At 71.3% G+C, this 16,054-nt stretch carries 15 protein-coding genes and 1 pseudogene; 13 read left to right on the top strand and 3 right to left on the bottom strand.

The genetic code is table 11. The annotated features are described in order from the left end of the window. Positions 1-75 precede the first annotated feature (75 nt). From hemL to ccsB, 7 genes are all read left to right on the top strand, one after another. Positions 76-1,398, top strand: coding sequence for a glutamate-1-semialdehyde 2,1-aminomutase (hemL, locus tag ACFWNV_RS10540; protein WP_383943591.1), 1,323 nt, complete (start codon positions 76-78; stop codon positions 1,396-1,398). Continuing rightward, entirely contained in the window at positions 1,395-2,111 is a 717-nt protein-coding gene (locus ACFWNV_RS10535; protein WP_383943588.1) for a histidine phosphatase family protein, read from the top strand. Before hemL ends, ACFWNV_RS10535 begins: the two co-directional genes overlap by 4 nt. A 226-nt stretch (positions 2,112-2,337) precedes the next feature. After that, positions 2,338-3,579 carry a hypothetical protein gene (locus ACFWNV_RS10530; protein ID WP_383943638.1) on the top strand — a complete coding sequence of 414 codons (1,242 nt, stop codon included), beginning with the start codon at positions 2,338-2,340 and terminating at the stop codon, positions 3,577-3,579. Positions 3,580-3,668: 89 nt separating this feature from the next. Continuing rightward, positions 3,669-4,304, top strand: a complete 636-nt coding sequence (locus ACFWNV_RS10525; protein ID WP_383943584.1) for a TlpA family protein disulfide reductase — start codon at positions 3,669-3,671, stop codon at positions 4,302-4,304. 70 nt (positions 4,305-4,374) lie between these two features. Further along, entirely contained in the window at positions 4,375-5,136 is a 762-nt protein-coding gene (locus ACFWNV_RS10520) for a cytochrome c biogenesis CcdA family protein (RefSeq protein ID WP_383943636.1), read from the top strand. A 13-nt stretch (positions 5,137-5,149) separates the two neighbouring features. After that, positions 5,150-6,961: a cytochrome c biogenesis protein ResB gene (locus ACFWNV_RS10515; protein ID WP_383943582.1), complete on the top strand. Its 1,812-nt coding sequence runs from the start codon at positions 5,150-5,152 to the stop codon at positions 6,959-6,961. Beyond that, positions 6,961-8,052 (top strand): c-type cytochrome biogenesis protein CcsB, encoded by a 1,092-nt coding sequence (gene ccsB / locus ACFWNV_RS10510; protein ID WP_383943632.1) that lies wholly within the window; start codon positions 6,961-6,963, stop codon positions 8,050-8,052. Before ACFWNV_RS10515 ends, ccsB begins: the two co-directional genes overlap by 1 nt. 74 nt (positions 8,053-8,126) lie before the next feature. Here the strand turns inward: ccsB and ACFWNV_RS10505 are convergent, their stop codons facing one another. Further along, positions 8,127-8,618 (bottom strand): MarR family winged helix-turn-helix transcriptional regulator, encoded by a 492-nt coding sequence (locus ACFWNV_RS10505; RefSeq protein WP_383943579.1) that lies wholly within the window; start codon positions 8,616-8,618, stop codon positions 8,127-8,129. 145 nt (positions 8,619-8,763) lie between these two features. On the opposite strand from ACFWNV_RS10505, the pseudogene ACFWNV_RS10500 reads away from it, so the two are divergent. Further along, positions 8,764-8,943, top strand: a pseudogene (locus ACFWNV_RS10500) (cupin); the annotation flags it as partial. Positions 8,944-8,952: 9 nt separating this feature from the next. Here the strand turns inward: ACFWNV_RS10500 and ACFWNV_RS10495 are convergent. Further along, a complete protein-coding gene (locus tag ACFWNV_RS10495; RefSeq protein ID WP_383943576.1) occupies positions 8,953-10,419 on the bottom strand; it encodes an MFS transporter in 1,467 nt (488 codons plus the stop codon). 130 nt (positions 10,420-10,549) lie between these two features. On the opposite strand from ACFWNV_RS10495, the gene ACFWNV_RS10490 reads away from it, so the two are divergent. Beyond that, on the top strand, positions 10,550-11,461 hold the full coding sequence (locus ACFWNV_RS10490; RefSeq protein ID WP_383943573.1) for a LysR family transcriptional regulator: 912 nt from the start codon (positions 10,550-10,552) through the stop codon (positions 11,459-11,461). A gap of 94 nt (positions 11,462-11,555) precedes the next feature. Continuing rightward, on the top strand, positions 11,556-12,671 hold the full coding sequence (locus ACFWNV_RS10485) for a hypothetical protein (RefSeq protein ID WP_383943570.1): 1,116 nt from the start codon (positions 11,556-11,558) through the stop codon (positions 12,669-12,671). Between the two features lie 18 nt (positions 12,672-12,689). Here ACFWNV_RS10485 and ACFWNV_RS10480 read toward each other — a convergent pair whose 3' ends face one another. Beyond that, a complete protein-coding gene (locus ACFWNV_RS10480; RefSeq protein ID WP_383943567.1) occupies positions 12,690-12,995 on the bottom strand; it encodes a PLD nuclease N-terminal domain-containing protein in 306 nt (101 codons plus the stop codon). Positions 12,996-13,112: 117 nt separating this feature from the next. On the opposite strand from ACFWNV_RS10480, the gene ACFWNV_RS10475 reads away from it, so the two are divergent. From ACFWNV_RS10475 to mqnP, 3 genes are read left to right on the top strand one after another with little or no spacing between them, the layout of a single operon-like run. Further along, a complete protein-coding gene (locus ACFWNV_RS10475) occupies positions 13,113-14,570 on the top strand; it encodes a menaquinone biosynthesis decarboxylase (RefSeq protein ID WP_266880420.1) in 1,458 nt (485 codons plus the stop codon). Then, positions 14,567-15,034, top strand: a complete 468-nt coding sequence (locus tag ACFWNV_RS10470) for a hypothetical protein (protein WP_383943563.1) — start codon at positions 14,567-14,569, stop codon at positions 15,032-15,034. The genes ACFWNV_RS10475 and ACFWNV_RS10470 overlap by 4 nt, the downstream gene beginning before the upstream one ends. Beyond that, a complete protein-coding gene (gene mqnP / locus ACFWNV_RS10465; RefSeq protein ID WP_383943560.1) occupies positions 15,031-15,957 on the top strand; it encodes a menaquinone biosynthesis prenyltransferase MqnP in 927 nt (308 codons plus the stop codon). The genes ACFWNV_RS10470 and mqnP overlap by 4 nt, the downstream gene beginning before the upstream one ends. The last annotated feature ends 97 nt before the right edge of the window (positions 15,958-16,054 follow it).

Here is a 16,054-nt window from a genome sequence, read left to right as displayed (position 1 = left end):
TCATCATGGCAGTGACCTCCCCCGGGGTGGCGCGGTGAAACGCCCGTCCGCAAGTCAGTCGCGGCCTCTGAGACCATGGCTGGTGTGAGCTACCCGTACCCGTATGAAGCCAAAGTCTCGCAGACTCTCTTTGACCGCGCGTCCCTCGTGACGCCTGGCGGCGTGAACTCCCCTGTGCGCGCCTTCCGCGCCGTGGGCGGAACGCCCAGGTTCATGGTGTCCGGTACCGGTCCGTACCTGACCGATGCCGACGGGCGCGAGTACGTCGACCTGGTCTGCTCGTGGGGGCCGATGATTCTCGGCCACGCCCACCCGGCCGTGGTGGAGGCCATCCAGGCCGCCGTCGTCCGCGGCACCTCCTTCGGTACCCCCGGCGAGGGGGAGGTCGCGCTCGCCGAGGAGATCGTCGCGCGCATCGCCCCCGTGGAGCAGGTCCGTCTGGTGTCCTCCGGGACCGAGGCGACCATGTCCGCGATCCGCCTCGCGCGCGGGTTCACCGGCCGCGCCAAGATCGTGAAGTTCGCCGGCTGCTACCACGGGCACGTGGACGCGCTGCTGGCCGCCGCGGGCTCCGGGCTCGCGACCTTCGCGCTGCCGGACACCCCCGGGGTGACGGGCGCGCAGGCCGGGGACACGATCGTGCTCCCCTACAACGACCTCGAAGCGGTGCGGGCGGCGTTCGCCGCGCACCCGGGCGAGATCGCCTGTGTGATCACCGAGGCCGCGCCCGGCAACATGGGCGTCGTGACCCCGGGGGAGGGCTTCAACCAGGGGCTCGCCGACCTGTGCCGGGCGAACGGCGCCCTGTACATCTCCGACGAGGTCATGACGGGTTTCCGTACCTCGCGCGCCGGCTGGTACGGCGTGGACGGGGTGGAGCCCGACCTGATGACCTTCGGCAAGGTCATGGGCGGCGGCTTCCCGGCGGCGGCGTTCGGCGGCCGGGCGGACGTCATGGGCCACCTGGCGCCCGTGGGTCCCGTCTACCAGGCGGGCACGCTGTCCGGTAACCCGATCGCGACGGCCGCCGGTCTGGCGCAGCTGCGGCTGCTGGACGAGGCGGCGTACGAGAAGGTCGACGCGGTGTCGCTCCAGATCCAGGGGCTGGTGACGGAGGCGCTCACCAAGGAGGGTGTCGCGCACCGGCTGCAGACCGCCTCCAACATGTTCTCGGTGTTCTTCACCGAGGACGAGGTCCGCAACTACGACGACGCGAAGAAGCAGGAGGCCTTCCGCTTCAACGGCTTCTTCCACTCGATGCTGGCGCAGGGCGTCTACCTGCCGCCGTCGGCGTTCGAGTCGTGGTTCGTGTCCACCGCGCACGACGACAAGGCGATCGAGCGCATCGCGGCCGCCCTGCCGGCCGCCGCCCGGGCCGCCGCGGAGGCCACCGCATGAGCGCCGCAGCAGGAGCCGCAGCCGGAGCCGCCGGCGAGGGCAACGAGATCACCGTCGTCCACGTGGTCCGCCACGGCGAGGTGCACAACCCGGACGGGGTCCTCTACGGCCGCCGCGCCGGCTACCACCTCTCCGAGCTGGGCCGCGCGATGGCGGACCGGGTCGCGGAGCACCTGGAGAACCGGGACGTGACCCACGTCGTGGCCTCCCCGCTGGAGCGGGCCCAGGAGACGGCGGCGCCGATCGCCAAGTCGCACGGGCTGGACCTGGCGACCGACGGCCGTCTGATCGAGGCGGGCAACGTCTTCGAGGGCAAGACCTTCGGGGTCGGTGACGGCGCGCTGCGCAGGCCCGAGAACTGGAAGCACCTGACGAACCCGTTCAAGCCGTCCTGGGGCGAGCCGTACGTCGAGCAGGTCGTGCGGATGATGAGCGCGATCGAGACCGCGCGTGACGCGGCCCGCGGCCACGAGGCGGTGGCGGTCAGCCATCAGCTGCCGATCTGGATCGTACGGAGCTTCGCGGAGAAGCGGCGGCTGTGGCACGACCCGCGCCGCCGCCAGTGCACGCTGGCTTCGCTGACCTCGTTCACGTACCAGGGCGACACGCTGGTGTCGGTGGGCTACAGCGAGCCGGCCCGGGACCTGGTCCCGGCGCACCTCCTCGCGGGGGCGAAGCCGGTGAAGGGGAAGTCGAAGGCCTTCGGGGCGTAGTGCGATCCGGTTGCCACCGTCTCGGCACGGTGTGACCGGTTTCCGGGGGCGGCCCGCCGGGCCGCCCCCGGAGGCGTCTTCTCTGCCCAGCCGTGACCGCCTCACACGGTTCGCCGGATGTCTCTTTCTTCAAGATTCGCCCTAATTTCATACAAGTGGCTCGAAGTTGCCGTGTCGCCTCTGGACTTCGCTGGATTGTCCGTTTGTATGACTTTCCATGAGCAACATGCGCGGCTTCAGCCGAAGAGGAGTGCTCGGGGTCGGACTTGGGGCCGTCGCCGCGGCCGGCGTCGCCGGCTGCAGCGTCGGCGGACCGTCAGGCGCGGGCAACAGCGGAGCGGAGGGCCCCTCGGCCACCCCGGGGCCCGGCGACCCGTCCGGTCCGGTGGTCAAACGCATCGGCGACGGGTCCACCGCCGACACCGGGCCGCAGCCGCACCAGCCGGCCGCCCCCGTCCCCCTCCAGCCGGGCGAGACCCCGCCGCAGTTCGTGGTGTTCAGCTGGGACGGCGCGGGCGAGATCGGCAACGGGCTCTTCCCCCGCTTCCTCAAGCTCGCCAAGGACCACGGCGCGGCGATGACCTTCTTCCTCTCCGGCATCTACCTCCTGCCCGAGTCGAAGAAGGACCTCTACCGGCCGCCGAACAACCCCGTCGGCGCCTCCGACATCGGCTACCTCAAGGACGAGAACGTCCGCAACACCCTGAAGTACGTGCGCGAGGCCTGGCTCGACGGCCACGAAATAGGGACGCACTTCAACGGGCACTTCTGCGGCGGCTCGGGCTCGGTCGGCAGGTGGACCCCCGAGGACTGGCAGAGCGAGATCGACCAGGCCGTGTCCTTCGTCACCAACTGGCGCACCAACACCGGCTGGACCGACCTGGAGCCGCTGCCCTTCGACTACCGCAAGGAGCTCGTCGGCGCCCGCACCCCCTGCCTGCTCGGCCAGGACAACCTGCTGCCGGCCGCCCAGAAGCTGGGCTGGCGCTACGACTCCAGCTCCCCCGGCGGCCTCCAGCAGTGGCCGGTCAAGCGCGGCGGCCTGTGGGACCTGCCGCTGCAGTCGCTGCCGTTCCCCGGGCACTCCTTCGAGGTGCTGTCGATGGACTACAACATCCTCGCGAACCAGTCCAAGAACACCACCAAGGGCGTCCCGTCCAACTACCCGGCCTGGCGCACCCAGGCCACCGCCGCCTACCTGGGCGGTTTCAGGCGGGCCTACGAGACCAACCGCGCACCCCTGTTCATCGGCAACCACTTCGAGGAGTGGAACGGCGGCATCTACATGGACGCCGTCGAGGAGTCCCTCAAGGGCATGGCGGACAAAAAGGACGTACGCCTCGTATCCTTCCGCCAGTTCACCGACTGGCTGGACGTCCAGGACCCCAAGGTGCTGGCCAAGCTGCGCACGCTCGGCCCCGGCCAGGCGCCGACCGATGGCTGGGGCACGTATCTCGCCACGGTCTGAGCCGCCCCCGGTCAGTACCTGACCAGCGGCTTAACAGACCCCCCGGGGGGCGCGGAAGATCCGCAAACCGCACATGCGAAACTTTTCACATGAGCCTTAGCCGCGCCCCCCGCCGCAGCCGCTCGACCAGCGGCCGCGCCATCCTGCTGACCGCGGTGACCCTCGCGAGCGCCCTGACCCTGACGGCGTGCAGCGACGAGGACGGCGGCAGCAAATCCTCCGGTTCCGCCGGCGGCAACTACGTGACGGGCTCCAGCGGCATCGCCACCGTCGCCAAGGCCGACCGCACCGAGGCCCCCAAGCTCGACGGGAAGACGGTGGACGGCAAGACGCTGGACACCACCACCCTCAAGGGCAAGGTCGTCGTCCTCAACGTCTGGGGCTCCTGGTGCCCGCCGTGCCGGGCCGAGGCCCCGTACTTCGCGAAGGTCGCCAAGGAGCTGGAGGCGGCCGGGCAGCCCGTGGCCTTCGTCGGCATCAACACCCGCGACAACACCGAGCAGAACGCGGCCTCCTTCGAAGAGACCTACGGGATCACCTACCCGAGCCTCTTCGACCCGGACGGCAAGCTGATGCTCCGGTTCCCCAAGGGCACGCTCAACCCGAACGCCATCCCCTCCACGCTCGTCCTCGACAAGGACGGCAAGATCGCCGCCCGCACCCTGGCCGCGGTCAACGAGGCGAAGCTGCGCTCGATGATCGACCCGCTCCTCGCGGAGAAGTGACCTCGTGGTCACCGCACTCTCCGCACTCGCAGGTCCCTCCGGACTCGCCGGGACCTCCGGGTTCTCCGACGTGGTCCTCGCCGCCGACGAGACCGTCAACACGACCGTCCTCAACGGCGGCCTGCTGCTGGCCCTGCCGATCGCCCTGTTCGCCGGGCTGATCTCCTTCTTCTCCCCCTGCGTGCTGCCGCTCGTCCCCGGCTACCTCTCCTACGTGACCGGCGTCGGCGGCGCCGACCTCGCCGAGGCCCGGCGCGGGCGGATGCTGGGCGGGGCGACCCTGTTCGTCCTCGGCTTCACGGCCGTGTTCACCTCGACCGGAGCCCTGTTCGGCTTCTTCGGGCGGACCCTGGACGCCAACAAGGACGTCATCTCCCAGGTCCTCGGCGGGCTGGTGATCCTGCTCGGCCTGTTCTTCATGGGCGCCATCCCCGGTCTGACGATGCGCGAGTTCCGCTTCCACAAGAAGCCGGCGGTCGGCCTGATCGGCGCGCCCGTGCTCGGCGTGCTCTTCGGCCTCGGCTGGACCCCCTGCATGGGCCCGACCCTCGCCGCCGTCGGCACCCTGTCCATCGAGCAGGCGACAGCGGGCCGCGGCGCGCTGCTGACCGTGGTCTTCTGCCTGGGACTGGGGCTGCCGTTCATCGCCACCGCGCTCGCCTTCCGCAAGGCGCTCGGCGCTTTCGGCTGGGTGAAGCAGCACTATGCGTGGGTGATGCGGATCGGTGGCGGCATGCTGATCCTGACCGGCCTGCTGCTCGTCACAGGAATGTGGAGCAGCATCGTCAGCGAAATGCAGAGCTGGACCAACGGCTTCACGGTGGGGATCTGAGGACTACACGGACATGAGTACGACCGACAAGGCGTCCACCGAGGCGCCGCACGATGCCCCTGAGTCCGCGGAGTCCCCGGATTCCGCTTCCGCCGAAGCCTCAGCCTCCGCTTCCGCCGAGGCCTCGGCCGAGGCGGCCGCCGGCGCGCAGCTGTCCACCGCCCCCCTGGAGGACGCCCCCGGCGGCCCCGTGGGCATCGGGGTGCTCGGCTGGGCCCGCTGGTTCTGGCGGCAGCTCACCTCCATGCGGGTGGCGCTGATCCTGCTCTTCCTGCTGTCCCTGGCGTCGATCCCGGGCTCGCTCATCCCGCAGAACCAGGTCGACCTGATGAAGGTCGCCGCCTGGAAGAAGGAGCACCCGTCCTGGGTGACCGTCGCCGAGAAGCTCCAGCTCTTCGACGTCTACAGCTCGGTGTGGTTCTCCGCGATCTACCTGCTGCTGTTCATCTCGCTGATCGGCTGCATCCTGCCGCGCTCCTGGCAGTTCGTCGGGCAGCTCACCGGCCGGCCGCCGGCCGCGCCCAAGCGGCTCGACCGGATGCCCGCGTACACGACGTGGCGCACCGACTCCTCCCCGGACGAGGTGCTCGCCTCCGCGCAGGGCCTGCTCGGCCGCCGCCGCTTCCGTACGGAGGCCGGCAAGGGGTCGGTCTCCGCGGAGAAGGGCTACCTGCGCGAGGCCGGGAACCTGGCGTTCCACGTGGCGCTGATCGTCATGCTGATCGCCTTCGCCTGGGGCCAGTACTTCAAGTCCGAGGGCGGCAAGCTCGTCCTGCGCGGCAAGGGCTTCTCGAACACGCTGACCCAGTACGACGACTTCAAGTCGGGCAGCCTCTTCGACCCCGACGACCTGCCGCCCTTCTCCTTCACCCTGGACAAGTTCGACGCGACCTTCGAGCGGACGGGCCCGCAGAAGGGCACCCCGCGCGCCTTCAAGGCGTACGTCACCTTCAGCAACGGCGCGCACGGCAAGCCGGAGAAGCGCGAGATCCAGGTCAACAAGCCGCTGGAGGTGGACGGCTCCAAGGTCTACCTGCTCGGCCACGGCTACGCGCCGGTCATCTCGGTGACCGACTCCACCGGCAAGGTGATCTACAAGGACGCCGTGCCGATGCTGCCGCAGGACGGCAACCTCACCTCCACCGGCGCCGTCAAGGTCACCGACGGCTACAAGGACAAGGACGGCAAGGCGACGCAGCTCGGCTTCGCCGCGATGTTCGTGCCGACCTTCGCGGGCGCCGGGCAGGGCACGATGTTCTCGCAGTTCCCGGAGCTGGACTTCCCGGCGCTCGCGCTGAACGCCTGGCACGGAAGCCTCGGGGTGGACTCGGGCCTGCCGCAGAACGTGTACCAGCTGGACACCTCCAAGATGGAGCAGTTCAAGACCGAGGACGGCCAGCCGCTCGCCAAGCGGATGCTGCCCGGGGAGACGATGGAACTGCCCGGCGGCCAGGGCACCGTCAAGTTCGAGGGCATCGAGCGCTGGGCGACCTTCTCGATCACCCACCAGCCCGGCAGCGGTCTCGCGCTCGCGGGCGCCGTCGCCGCCATCCTGGGACTCGCGGGCTCCCTCTTCATCCAGCGCCGCCGGATCTGGGTGCGTGCGGTCCGCGGCAAGGACGGCGTGACCGTCGTCGAGATGGCGGGCCTCGGCCGCAGCGAGTCCGCCAGGCTCCCCGAGGAGCTGGGGGCGCTGGCCGGCGCGCTCCACGAGCAGGCGCCGAGCGCGGCGCCCGCGCCACCTGACGCCGGTCCCGAATCCGAACCCGCCCAGCCCGACCAGTCTGCCCAGCCTGCCGAAGAAGTCGAAGGGGAGCGCGCGTGATGCAGATCGCGGCCGCAGCCAACGAGAGTCTGGCTCACCTCAGCAACAACCTGATCTACGCGTCCATGGCGGTCTACACCCTCGCCTTCTTCGCCCACATCGCCGAGTGGATCTTCGGCAGCCGCAGCAAGGTGGCCCGTACGGCCGCCGCGCTCACCAACCCCGGGGCCGCGTCCGCCGCCAAGGCGGCGGCCCCCGCCGTCCAGGTGCGGGGCAAGGCCGGCACCGCCGTCCTCGACAAGCCCAAGGTGGTCACGCGCAGCGCCGCGGGCAGCCGTGACGTCCCGGACGGCCCCGGCGCGGCCGGCGGCACCGTCCAGGGCGACCTGTACGGGCGCATCGCGGTATCGCTGACCACCCTCGGGTTCCTCCTCGCGGCGGGCGGGGTCGTGGCCCGCGCGATGTCGGTGGAGCGGGCCCCCTGGGGCAACATGTACGAGTTCTCGATCACCTTCTCCACGGTGGCCGTCGGCGCGTACCTGCTGCTCCTGGTGCTGAAGAAGAACGTCCGCTGGCTCGGCCTGTTCCTGGTCACCACGGTCCTGCTCGACCTGGGCATCGCCACCACGGTGCTCTACACCGACAGCGACCAGCTGGTTCCCGCGCTGAAGTCGTACTGGCTGCTGATCCACGTCTCCACCGCGATCATCTGCGGTGCGGTCTTCTACATCGGCGCGGCCGGCGCGGTCATGTACCTCTTCCGCGACTCCTACGAGGCCAAGCTCGTGCGGGGCGGCAAGCCCGGCAAGTTCGCCACCTCGGTCATGGAGCGCTTCCCGTCGGCGGCCTCGCTCGACAAGTTCTCGTACCGCATCAACGCGGCCGTGTTCCCGCTGTGGACCTTCACGATCATCGCGGGCGCGATCTGGGCCGGCGACGCGTGGGGCCGCTACTGGGGCTGGGACCCCAAGGAGGTCTGGTCCTTCGTGACCTGGGTGGCGTACGCCTGCTACCTGCACGCCCGTGCCACGGCCGGCTGGAAGGGCCGCAAGGCCGCGTACCTCGCGCTCTTCGCGTTCGCCTGCTGGATCTGGAACTACTACGGCGTGAACATCCTGCTGAGCGGAAAGCACTCGTACGCGGGCGTCTAGTCGGTCGGACGGAACAGGAGGGGCCGGGCAGCCGAAAGGCGGCCCGGCCCCTCCGGCGTTCCCGCCACCCGCCGTCACCAGGAGGGGCGCAGCGGCGGGAGGGGGCCGTCCCCGTTCAGGGTGCGGACCAGGCGGCCCAGTTCGGTGCGCAGGGCGCCGAGGTCGACGCTGCCGTGGCCGAGTTCGGCCTCCAGCCCGTGCAGGACCCGGCCGGCGGCTCCCAGGTGGGCGCTCGCGGCCTCCGTCAGGACCACCAGCTTGCGGCGGCCGCCCTCGGGGTGGGGGGTGCGGCGCAGGTAGCCGCGCCGCTCCAGGTCGTCGACGAGCTGTCCGGCGGCCTGTTTGGTCACCCCGAGCCGTTCGGCGAGCTCGGTCGCGGTGGCGCCGGAGGGGCCCAGGGCCTGGAAGGCCATGCCGTGCAGGGGGCGCAGGCCGTCGGCGTACCCGGCTTCTTCGAGGCGGCGGGTGAACTCGCCGAGCAGGAGCTGGAAGCCGAGGCCGAGCAGGAAGGCCAGCTCGATGTCCGGTTCGGCGCCGTCCGGTTCGGCGTTCTCGTGGTTGGTCACGGAAACATGGTGACACAGGTGAGTCAAGCTGCTTTCCTCGTGTCTGTAAACCAGCTTGACTCACCTTCCCGGAGAAAGCGAAGGACCCGCCGTGCGCGTCATCACCCCGTCCCCCGACCACGTCATCACCACCCCCAACGCGACCATGACCGGCTTCGCCTCCCCCGGCCGGGGCAGCGCCGAGCTGAGCACCTGGCACGCCGCCATCCCCGCCGGGGTCACCGGCCCCGAGCACTCCGTCAGCCGCGAGCAGGTCTGGACGGTCACCGCCGGAGCCCTGGACGTCACCTGCGGCGGCCGCACCGAGAAGGTCGCCGCAGGTGAAGCCGTGGTGCTACCCCCGGACGTCCTGCGCCACGTCCACGCCCTGGCGGACACCGAGGTGTACGTCGCCATGCGCTGCGACGGGCTCGTCTCCGTCCCCGGCACCGAGGGCGCCCGGCCCCTGCCCTGGGCGGTGTGAGCCCCGGCGGGCCCCCGGCAGGCTGACGGCCGCGGCCACCAGTACCGCCGCGAACGGCACGAGCAGCGCCGCCCGGTACCCGTCCAGGGGCTCGGCGGCGCCGGCCGCCACCCCCGTCACCCCGGCCAGCCCGAGCGCCGCGCCGAACTGGAACGCCGTGTAGAGGAGCCCGCCCGCCAGGCCCTGCTCCTCCTCCGCGACTCCCTCGGTGGCGACGATGGTCAGCGGCCCGTAGACCAGGGCGAAGGCCAGCCCGAGCACGATCAGGCTCGGCAGCATGAGCAGGTAGGACCAGTCGGCGCCCAGCGGCAGGAACAGCCCGTACGCCAGCGCCGCCAGCAGCAGCCCGGCGAAGATCAGCCGGCCGTTCCCGTACCGCGCCACCAGCCTGGGCACGACGGTCGGCGAGAGGACCGCGTCGATCCCGATCACCAGCATCGCCAGGCTCGTCTGGAGGGTGGACCAGCCGCGCAGCTCCTGGAGGTAGAGCACCACCAGGAACTGGAAGCCGAAGAACGCCGCCGAGAACAGCAGCGCCGCCGCGTTGGCCCGCAGCAGCCCGGGCGAGCGCAGGATGCCGAGCCGCACCAGGGGCTCGGCCGTGCGCCGCTCGACCAGGACGAAGGCCCCGAGCAGCGCCAGCCCCGCCACCGCCGGCAGCGCCGCGAGCTCCTCCACACCGAGGACCAGCAGCACGACGCCCGCGGTCACGAGCAGCCCGCCCCACACGTCGATCCGGCCCCGCTCGCGCAGTGCGGCCGGCGCCTCCTTCGGTACGAAGGCCAGGGCGCCCGCCAGGATCAGCGCGGCCAGCGCCACGGGAGCGAAGAACACCCAGCGCCAGCCCACCGCGGCGAGCAGCCCGCCCGCGACCAGCCCGACGGAGAACCCGGCGGCGGCCGTGCCCGAGTACACCAGCAGCGCCTTCTCGCGCTGCGGCCCCTCGTCGAAGCCGGTGGTGATGATGGACAGGCCCGCCGGGGTCATGAAGGCGGCGGCGACCCCGGTCACGAAGCGGGCGGCGATCAGCTGCCAGCCCTCGGTGGCGAGCCCGCCGAGCCCGGAGAAGAGCAGGAACACCGTCAGCCAGCCGATGAACATCCGGCGGCGTCCGAAGAGGTCGGCCGCGCGGCCGCCGAGCAGCATGAAGCCGCCGTAGCCGAGCACGTAGGCGCTCATCACCCACTGGAGCGTGCCGGTTTCGAGGCCGAGGTCGGCGCGGATGGAGGGCAGGGCCACGTTCAGCATCGCGACGTCGATGCCTTCGAGGAAGATGGCGCCGCACAGGACGAGCAGGACGCCGAGCCGGCGCCCGCGGATGGTTTCCGTGGTTTCCATGAACAGACCTCGCAGGACGGAGGGAAGGAGGGAGGGAAGAGGGAGGGAGGAGCGGAAAGTTGCCGGCTCAACCACCCTCGCCCGCCACCCGCACGGGAACAACGGCGAAGATCTCAACGTTCGTTCAGCCATGCTTACCGATCGCGATGAGCTGGACTGCTTCCTGATCCTGGCCGAAGAACTGCACTTCGGCCGCACCGCCGAGCGCATGCTGCTCTCCCGGGCCCGCGTCAGCCAGCTCGTGCAGCGGCTCGAACGCCGCGTCGGCGCCCGGCTCTTCCTGCGCACGAGCCGCAGCGTCGCCCTCACCTCGCTCGGCGCCCAGCTCCGCGCCGACCTCGAACCCCACCACCGCGGCATCGCCGCCGCCCTGGACCGGGCCGCGGCCACGGCCCGTACCGCCGACGGGGTGCTGCACGTCGGCTTCACCACCCCGCCCGCCGGCGAGCTCGTCCTGCGCACCGCGCAGGCCCTGCGCACCACGCACCCCGGCATCAGCGTCGAGGTGTGCGAGGTGCCGCTCTCCGACCCGTACGGGCAACTGCGCGGCGGGGCCTTCGACGTGGCCTTCGCCGAGTTCCCGGTCCGCGAACCCGATCTGGGTGAGGGGCCGACCCTGTTCACCGAGGCCCGGGCGCTGGCCGTGGCCGACGGGCATCCGCTGGCCGCGCGGGACTCCGTGACGCTGGAGGAACTGGCGGGGGTCGCGCTGCTGTCCGTGGCCGGGGACCTGCCCGCCCACCTGCGCGAACACCAGGCCCCCGCACGCACCCCGGGCGGTCGGCCGATCCGGCGCGGCCCCGAGGTCACGAACCTGCAGGAGGCGCTGATGATGGTCGCGGCGGGCCGGGGCGCCCTGCTGACCTCGGCCCACGCCGCGGCCTACCACGCCCGCCCGGGCGTCACCCACGTGCCCGTCGCCGACGCCGAACCGGTCGGCTACGGCCTGGTCTGGCGCGCGGGCGAGGACACCGGCGCCGTACGCGCCTTCGCGCAGGCGGCACAGCGCACGGCGACGGCCCGCCACGAGATGCCCGCCTGAGGCATCCTTGGGCTACGTGATCACCGCGAATGCCCCCATACCGCCCGCACGGCCCGTTCCCCGCCCGCGAAGGCTGCTGTGTTCCCTCCTGGCGATGGGGACGGGAGCGGCCACGGTCCTGACCGGGATCTGGCTGGTCCTCGTACCGGTGCGCGAGGACCGCGCCGCGGCCCGCGCGTACGACGCGGCGACCACGTGCGTGCCCGGCACCGCGCGGGAGCGGGCGGGCGACTGCCTGAGCGCGGTCCCGGCGGTGCTGGAGCGCATCCGCGAGGAGGGCAACCGAAACCCGGCCACCTACCTGGTGGTCGCGCGGGCGGACGGATCCCGGGAGGACGTCCGGCTGGCAGGCAGCAGCGGTGCCCGGCACACGCGGCCCGGCACCGCACTGCTGCTGGTCGGCTGGCGCGGTCAGATCCGGTACGTCGACTACGACCACCGCGCCGCCGGGTCGGGCGCCGCGGGATCAGGTGCCGCAGGATCAGGTGCCGCGGGGTCGCCCGCCGCCGCGCCGCCCACCGGCGAGGGGCCCCGGCCCTCGTCCCTGCTCACCGACCACGATCCGCACACCGCCCACCAGACCCCGCTCGCCTGGGCCCTGGGTCTGGTCCCCGTCGGCGCCGCCCTGGTGTGGGGCGGGATCTGGTACGCCTGGGTGTCCTCGTACTCCCGCCGCCGCAGCCCCTGGCAGCTGTGGATGCCCCTCAGCGGTCTGCTGGCCCTCGCGGCCTTCACGGCACCCTGCGCCCTGATCTTCGACGGCGTCCGGGAGCCGCTGCGCTGGGCGGGCATCGTGACCGCCGTCGTGACGGCGATCACGGCCGTCTGCTGTCTGCGCGAGGCCCGGCGCGGCTCCGACACGATCGACGTGGTGCCGTGTGCGGACGAGAAGGTGCGGATCTTCCCGGGCCACCTGCTCGGCGACACCGCCGGGCCGGCAGGCACCCGCCGCCACACCCACATCGTGGCGGGGCCGGGGGTCCTGGAGTTCACCACCGACCCCAGCGGCAGGCTGCGCGGCACGCCGCTGCCGCCGGGCCTGGTGCTGGAGCGGGTCCGCCACCAGTACGCCACGGACCCCGGGCGCGAGGTCCGGGGATCGAAGTACGAGATCTACTACGTCGCCCAGTGCCGCGACGGCGACGAGGAAGTGCTCATCGCCGTCGAGCGGCGCCACATGCCGTGGCTGGTCGGCGCACTGACCCCGTAGGGCCGCCCCCCCTCGTCGCTACTCCTTGTCCTTCCCGTTCTCCTTCTCGTCCCGCTCCTCGCGCAGGGACTTCAGGAACTCCGGGTTGTCGTCGGGGGCCACCCAGGTGCGGCGGCCCTGCCGGGTCCGGCCGGCGCCGCCGGGCACCCGCTTCTTGCCCGCGAACAGCCACACCACCGGACCCACGATCGAGAAGAGCAGGATGATCAGGACCCAGACGACCTTCGGAAGGTGCTTGACCTCTTCCTCGGGCGTGTTCAGGCAGTCGATGAAGGTGTAGATGGTCAGCGCGATGATCAGCAGGAACGGCAGATAGCGCAGCACGGTGTGGGACCGACCCCCAGAAGAACGGCGCGGACCGGACAGGTCCGCAGTGGACTCCTCCAGGGTAGAGGCCCCGCCGCGCTCCGGGCTCTGAGCGGGGATGCCACAATTGCGGCTATGGCTTACGACGATCTCCGCTCGCTGCTCCGGGCTCTGGAGCGGGAGGGCGACCTCAAGCGCATCAAGGCCGAAGTGGACCCGTACCTAGAGGTCGGGGAGATCGTCGACAGAGTGAACAAGGCGGGCGGACCCGCGCTGCTCTTCGAGAACGTCAAGGGCTCGGCGATGCCGCTGGCCATGAACGTCTTCGGGACCGACCGGCGGCTGCTGAAGGCGCTGGGGCTGAAGTCCTACGCCGAGATCAGCGAGAAGATCGGCGGGCTGCTCAAGCCGGAGCTGCCCCAGGGCTTCATCGGTGTCCGCGAGGCCTTCGGGAAGCTCGGCTCGATGGTGCACGTGCCGCCGAAGAAGGTGAAGGGCGAGTCCGCGCCCGTCCAGGAGGTCGTCCTCACCGGGGACGACGTGGACCTGGACCAGCTGCCGGCCCTCTTCACCTGGCCCAAGGACGGCGGGTCCTTCTTCAACCTCGGCCTGACGCACACCAAGCACCCGGAGACGGGCGTGCGCAACCTCGGCCTGTACCGCCTCCAGCGCCACGACAAGCGCACCATCGGCATGCACTGGCAGATCCACAAGGACAGCCGCAACCACTACGCGGTGGCCGCGGCCCGCGGTGAGCGGCTGCCCGTCGCGATCGCCTTCGGCTGCCCGCCGGCCGTGACGTACGCGTCGACCGCGCCGCTGCCGGGCGACATCGACGAGTACCTCTTCGCCGGGTTCGTGGCGGGCAAGCGGATCGAGATGGTGGACTGCAAGACGGTCCCGCTCCAGGTCCCGGCCCACGCCGAGGTGGTCATCGAGGGCTGGCTGGAGCCCGGGGAGACGCTGCCGGAAGGTCCCTTCGGCGACCACACCGGCTTCTACACCCCGCAGGAACCGTTCCCCGCGCTGACGATCGACTGCGTGACGATGCGCAAGCGTCCGCTGATCCAGTCGATCGTCGTCGGCCGGCCGCCGACGGAGGACGGGCCGCTGGGCCGCGCGACGGAACGCTTCTTCCTGCCGCTCCTCAAGATCATCGTGCCGGACATCGTGGACTACCACCTCCCCGAGTCGGGCGGCTTCCACAACTGCGCGATCGTCTCGATCGACAAGAAGTACCCGAAGCACGCGCAGAAGGTCATGCACGCCATCTGGGGCGCGCACATGATGTCGCTGACCAAGCTGATCATCGTGGTGGACAAGGACTGCGACGTCCACGACCTCCACGAGGTCTCCTGGCGGGCGCTCGGCAATACGGACTACTCCCGCGACCTCACCGTCGTGGAGGGCCCGGTGGACCACCTGGACCACGCCTCCTACCAGCAGTTCTGGGGCGGCAAGGCGGGCATCGACGCCACGAAGAAGCTCCCGACGGAGGGTTACACCCGGGACGGCGGCTGGCCTGACATGGTCGAGTCCGACCCGGCGACCGCCGCACTGGTGGACAGCCGCTGGAAGGAGTACGGACTGTGAGCGACATCGAGACGGGTGGCCCCGCCCTCTTCATCGGCACGGACACGGTCTACGTGGCCCTGGTCCGCCCGGAACTCGACCCGTCGGACCCGGGCGTCCGCGAGGCCGCAGAACAGGCGGGCGTGACGCCCGAGGAGTTCGCGGGACCCGGCAACGTCTGGGCGCTGATGCTCGACGAGGACGGCGAGGGCGACGGCTTCGAGCTGCCCGGCGCGCGGGACATCGAGGCCGACGAGTTCGCGGAGCAGCTCCAGCGGGCCATGGTCGCCGGCGAGCCGTTCACCGCCGAGGCCGGGAACTTCCTGCGCCTGGAGGCGACCCCGTCCCCCACCACCTGGCAGGTGACGGCCCACGTCACCCCGCCCGAGGGCCACGACACGGGCCCGTGGACCCTGGAGCTCGGCACCCTCCCCACGGCGGACCTGCTGGCCGACCTCGAAGACTTCCGGAGATCCCTCGCATGATGACGACCGCCGACGAACTGCTCGGCTCGTCCGGCCCGGCGCCGCAGCCGGTCGGCAAGGTGAAGGCCTTCCTGCGGCTCGTGATGATCGAGCACTCGGTCTTCGCGCTGCCCTTCGCCTACATCGCCGCGCTCACCGCCATGTTCACGCTCGACGAGCGGATGCACTGGACGAAGCTGCTGCTCGTCACCGTCTGCATGGTGGGGCTGCGGACCTTCGCGATGGCCGCCAACCGGATCATCGACCGGGAGATCGACGCGCGGAACCCGCGGACCGCCGGGCGCGAGCTGGTGACGGGCGCCGTCTCGGTCCGCTCCGCGTGGACCGGCGCCGGGATCGCGCTGGCCGTGTTCCTCGGCTCGGCGGCGCTGCTGAACCCGCTCTGCCTGATGCTGGCGCCGATCGCCGTGGTGCCGATGGTGGTGTACCCGTACGGGAAGCGGTTCACGAACTTCCCGCACGCCATCCTCGGCATCGCCCAGGCGATGGGCCCGGTCGGGGCCTGGATCGCCATCACCGGCGAATGGTCCTGGGACGCGGTGATCCTGGGCCTCGCGGTGGGCGTGTGGATCGGCGGCTTCGACCTGATCTTCGCCTGCCAGGACGTGGCCGCGGACCGCGCGGAGGGCGTCAAGTCCGTCCCGGCCCGCTTCGGCATCCCGGCCGCCCTGTGGGGCGCGCGCGGCGCACACGTCGTGACCACGGGCCTGCTGGCCTGGTACGCGGTGGCGACGGACGCGGGCTGGCCGTTCTGGCTCGGCCTGCTGATCGTCGTGGCCGCCTTCGTCTACGAGCACACCATCGTCACGCCCCACGACCTGTCCCGCCTGAACCGCGCCTTCTTCACGGTGAACGGCTTCATCGGGATGGCCCTGTTCGTGTGCGCGCTGGCGGACCTGGTGGCGCGGGGGCTGTCGCTGTAACCCGGACGGGTGGCCGTACGCCCGATCCGGCGGATCGACAGCCGCAGGGGGCGCTAGCCTCCGGCCATGACCAGGCCGGAGAACGACCACCCGCCCT

It is taken from the genome of Streptomyces sp. NPDC058401, from assembly GCF_042722885.1.
Classification (GTDB): domain Bacteria; phylum Actinomycetota; class Actinomycetes; order Streptomycetales; family Streptomycetaceae; genus Streptomyces.
Note: the sequence above shows the minus strand (reverse complement) of the source record. Positions and strands in the feature narration are given on the sequence as shown.

Coding starts and splice junctions, on each gene's coding strand:
- hemL (WP_383943591.1), top strand. CDS start 76: ATGGCTGGTGTGAGCTACCCGTACCCGTATGAAGCCAAAGTCTCGCAG.
- ACFWNV_RS10535 (WP_383943588.1), top strand. CDS start 1,395: ATGAGCGCCGCAGCAGGAGCCGCAGCCGGAGCCGCCGGCGAGGGCAAC.
- ACFWNV_RS10530 (WP_383943638.1), top strand. CDS start 2,338: ATGCGCGGCTTCAGCCGAAGAGGAGTGCTCGGGGTCGGACTTGGGGCC.
- ACFWNV_RS10525 (WP_383943584.1), top strand. CDS start 3,669: ATGAGCCTTAGCCGCGCCCCCCGCCGCAGCCGCTCGACCAGCGGCCGC.
- ACFWNV_RS10515 (WP_383943582.1), top strand. CDS start 5,150: ATGAGTACGACCGACAAGGCGTCCACCGAGGCGCCGCACGATGCCCCT.
- ccsB (WP_383943632.1), top strand. CDS start 6,961: ATGCAGATCGCGGCCGCAGCCAACGAGAGTCTGGCTCACCTCAGCAAC.
- ACFWNV_RS10495 (WP_383943576.1), bottom strand. CDS start 10,419: ATGGAAACCACGGAAACCATCCGCGGGCGCCGGCTCGGCGTCCTGCTC.
- ACFWNV_RS10490 (WP_383943573.1), top strand. CDS start 10,550: ATGCTTACCGATCGCGATGAGCTGGACTGCTTCCTGATCCTGGCCGAA.
- ACFWNV_RS10485 (WP_383943570.1), top strand. CDS start 11,556: ATGGGGACGGGAGCGGCCACGGTCCTGACCGGGATCTGGCTGGTCCTC.
- ACFWNV_RS10475 (WP_266880420.1), top strand. CDS start 13,113: ATGGCTTACGACGATCTCCGCTCGCTGCTCCGGGCTCTGGAGCGGGAG.
- mqnP (WP_383943560.1), top strand. CDS start 15,031: ATGATGACGACCGCCGACGAACTGCTCGGCTCGTCCGGCCCGGCGCCG.